3 protein-coding genes are annotated in these 3,643 nt (G+C 68.8%); 2 read left to right on the top strand and 1 reads right to left on the bottom strand.

Going from position 1 to position 3,643, the window contains the following annotated elements; all coding sequences use genetic code 11:
* Positions 1–65: 65 nt before the first annotated feature.
* A complete protein-coding gene (locus tag ACFXMG_RS38415) occupies positions 66–284 on the bottom strand; it encodes a hypothetical protein (RefSeq protein WP_384339079.1) in 219 nt (72 codons plus the stop codon).
* Between the two features lie 635 nt (positions 285–919).
* On the opposite strand from ACFXMG_RS38415, the gene ACFXMG_RS38410 reads away from it, so the two are divergent.
* Both ACFXMG_RS38410 and ACFXMG_RS38405 read left to right on the top strand, forming a co-directional pair.
* The gene (locus tag ACFXMG_RS38410) at positions 920–2,905 is read left to right on the top strand and encodes a hypothetical protein (protein ID WP_384339077.1); all 1,986 of its coding nucleotides are present in this window, start codon (positions 920–922) and stop codon (positions 2,903–2,905) included.
* On the top strand, positions 2,905–3,282 hold the full coding sequence (locus ACFXMG_RS38405) for a hypothetical protein (RefSeq protein ID WP_384339074.1): 378 nt from the start codon (positions 2,905–2,907) through the stop codon (positions 3,280–3,282). The genes ACFXMG_RS38410 and ACFXMG_RS38405 overlap by 1 nt, the downstream gene beginning before the upstream one ends.
* Positions 3,283–3,643 lie beyond the last annotated feature (361 nt).

The following is a 3,643-nucleotide window of genomic DNA, read 5'->3' as shown; positions in this document are numbered from 1 at the left end:
CCGGCCCACCCCCCCCCCCGTGCAAGGGGGGGGGGGCCCCCCTCCGGCCGCCCCCCCCCCGCCGGTCAGGCGTCGGTGAAGTCGGCGATGACGTCGAGCGTGGACTCGACCGAGTTGAGCTGGGTGTTGAGGTGTTTGATCCACCGGCCCTTGGGCTGGAGGACGGCGTGCGGGGCGACGGTCCCGGTGATGAACCGGCGGATCTCGGTGAGCTTGCCGCGGATGACCGCGACCTCGAACGACGGTCCACCCCCGCGACCCAGGCAGTCCCGCACTCGGGGCACGCGGCCCGGCCGGCACCATCCAGTTCCGCAGCCACCCGCTTACGCAACCGCAGGTCCCGACGCCGCTGCCTGGCACGGCACCCCGTAGAGCAGAACCTCGCCCGAGACGGAGCACCCGGCCTCAGCCGGCTCCCACATCCCACGCACACACGCTCCACAGCCTGCCCAGCATCCTCGGACACCCAGCCACCTTAGGGCACAAAGCTACTCAGAACCCGGGATCGAAAACAGGCACTGATGGTCTTAAAGGTATCGATAGAGAACGTAGCGGGCACGGTCAGACCGCGCCCGGACACCCCTGTCGCGTCCATGAGTTCGGCGACCAGCGCGTGCAGCGGTCCGGCCGGTCGCCCGGCCGCCTGCATGCCTCGGCAAGGCTGACCCGCATCGGCCGAGGCCAGTTCGAAAAACCGGCGCCCAGATGTCGGTGGCTGACGCTAAGGTAGTTGAAATCGCGCCCCGTACGGGTTGCCGTGAGGGACCGCCAGGTCCGGTCAAGGCCGGAATCGCCCCCTCGCTCACCGTACGCGGCCGGTGCATGGCGCAGGTCCGGTTACGGCCGGGATCCGCCTGACCCGGGAGCGCAGGGCCTTCCTGCGTGCCTTACCCACAAAACGCAGGAAGTTGCCAACTCAATGACTTCGTTCGACGTGTCCAACCTGCCCGAGATCCGGGACCGCGCGCCCGCGGACGGGACCCGCAGCCTGGCCGCTGCGATCCGGCGTAGCCCGATCGTCGGCCAGGCCGACTGCCAGCCCGACGACGACGGACTGCTCCTCCTGGCCCGCTCCGTAGAATCGCCCGCCCCCGTCAAGGCCCTCTTCTCGCAGGACCTCGGCTCGGATGGCGAACTGCACTACTTCGACGGTGGAGTGCTCGGCGGCTACCAGCAGATCATCACGCCGCCCATCCGGTTCCTCACGCCCTTCAGCCTCATGGTCTCCAACGTCCGCGACGAGGAGAGCAGCGACTACAGCGGAACTGGCGACGACCTTGGCGCCATGCCCTTCAGCCCGGCCGTCCAGAGCGCCAACAACTCCTCCGTGTTGCAGGTGCGCAGCGACGGACAGGATGCGCTCCGCCGCCCGGCAGCGCGACAGGAGTGGACGATTCGGCAGGTCACCAGGTCCTCCCCGAACCGGACGATCGCCACGGTCACCACCGAAGGGCAGCGACGCCCCATCGAGGGCGCCCTCCTGCGGATCGTGGACAACCAGGGCAACTCCCTGGCGCACGGGATCACGCCCATCGACGGCCACGGTCGCACCGGCATGAAGTTCCAGGCCCTCGTTCAGTTCGCAGCTGCTCTCGGGCTGACCTTCCCGCTCTACGACTTCACCATGCTGGAGAAGGACGAGCAGGAGCGCATCATCGACACCTTCATCCCGTGCCTGCGCCAGGCACGGGAGCAGCTCCTCTCCGCGAAGACCCCGGATGACGTACTCGACATCGAGGTGTCCTACCGCGGTGTCCGCACGGTGCAGGTTCGGGCGGACAAGGCGCTGGCCGCCGTGCACAGCTGGACCACGACCGCGCAGGTCGTCATCGGAGCCCGCTACACGGGCCCTGGCCCGCAGGACTACGCGGCCTCGCTGACCCGCCGCTACGAGACCGTGCACAGCGACCCCGAGGAACTGCGAGAAGGCGCCAAGGTGTCGCGGCTGGCCGAGCACGCCCTCGACCGGCTCGCCGAGGCAGGCGTGTTCGACCAGGTCCCGGTGTACGGAGCAACCATCGTCACGTACATGAAGATGCCGTCCCAGCGGCCTGCCGGCATGGAGCTGGAATACCTCGCCTTCATGGCGGTATGGGCCTTCAGCCGCGCCAGCGCCGCCGCCAAGGGCGTCTACACCGACCTGAACATGGACAGCATTGGTTCCTCGACCCGGGCCGGTAGACGGCGCGGCAGCATCGTCGCGCACCTGGTGCACCGATCCCTGCCGACCGCTAAGCCGAGCTACCACACCGCCGCTGCCCAGTCCCTGCTGGTCGGAAGCTCCGCGCTGCCTCCGGCCCCCGTCTGGCGGCCTATCTCCGAGGCTATGGATGCCATCACCTCGTTCGCGAAGAACCCCATCGGCAAGCAGGCGCTGGCTGAAGCCCGGATCCGCACCCTGATCGCGGCCTCGGCCGCTGGCGCCCTCCAAGGCGCCTACGGCGCCCAGGAGGCCACCCGTGCCCGAGGCCAGGCGTCCACCTTCGTCAACCGCATGGTGACCGACAAGGCCACGGCGATCCACGGGTGGGGACGCCGGCAGTGCGAGGCCATCGTCGAGACGTACTGGAGCTTCGAAGGCAAGCAGGAGCTCCCGCAGGTCAGCCAGGACCTCCCGGCCCCGGGCACTCGCTACGAGCTGAAGCGTTCCACCACGGGGCAGATCATTCCTGTGACCGACGAGTGGCTGCGTGACCAGTGGAAGCTCAAGAAGAACCAGACGCAGCTGGAAAACAGTGACTACGAACTGAAGATCAGCGACGCCGTGACCGAGTCGCAGACCGCCATCAACAACTACACCAAGTACCTCGGGGAGGGCGGCAAGGTCTCGCAGGCGTGGAAGCCCGTGATCAGCGCCCAGGCCATGATGATGGTCGGCTCGCTGGCCAACCTGAAGGAGGAGTAATGCTGCGCTGGAGCACCTCCGTTGCCAGCGCCGTAGTCGAACTCCTCGGAGACGACTTGGTCATCTCCCGGCCGCAGATACGTCCGCTGGGGCACCACACGGTGGCACTGCTGCACCACGTCGGTCTGTACGTCGCTCTCGGACTTGCCCAGGAAATCCTCTACGTCGGGATGGCCGACCGGTTCCATACGCCGTCCGCGGTCGGAGCCCGGCTCGGTGAGCACCTGACCGAACCGGAGAAGCGCCGCACCTGGGCGGCGGTGGTCGAGCTGCCACTGCGCGAAGATCTGGAGCGCTCCGCCGTAGCCCGGCACGAGTCTCGAGTCGGGGTGCTGCTGGGGCGTCCTGGAGGGCACCAGCGACGGGTGAGGGCGTGACCAAGGCGGGCCCCTCGCTGACCGACTGGGTGATCGCTACCGTCCACATCCCGTCCTGAGCCGCAACGGGGGTGGTGCCGCAAGGGCGGCACCACCCCCGTATCACGTTGTTGCCCGGTCGAGGGGATCCGGGGCAGCTCCATGCCGAGCTGCGTCTCCGCCGCCTCGACCTGAGCCCTCGCCTGCTGCACCTGCGGGTCGGCCAGCAGCAGCGAGATGACTTTCTCCGCCTCCGCGAAGGCGCTGTTGCGGACGTGCCGCCGTGCCCCCTGGGGACGGTCACGGTGCCCGTGCGGGCCCGGTACTGGGTCAGGGCCGCCACGCCCCGCTCGAACGCGCCCCGGGGCGCTACAGCGGCCTC

This window comes from Streptomyces sp. NPDC059201 (genome assembly GCF_042754585.1).
GTDB lineage: Bacteria > Actinomycetota > Actinomycetes > Streptomycetales > Streptomycetaceae > Streptomyces.
This window is presented reverse-complemented; position numbering and strand designations above follow the sequence as displayed.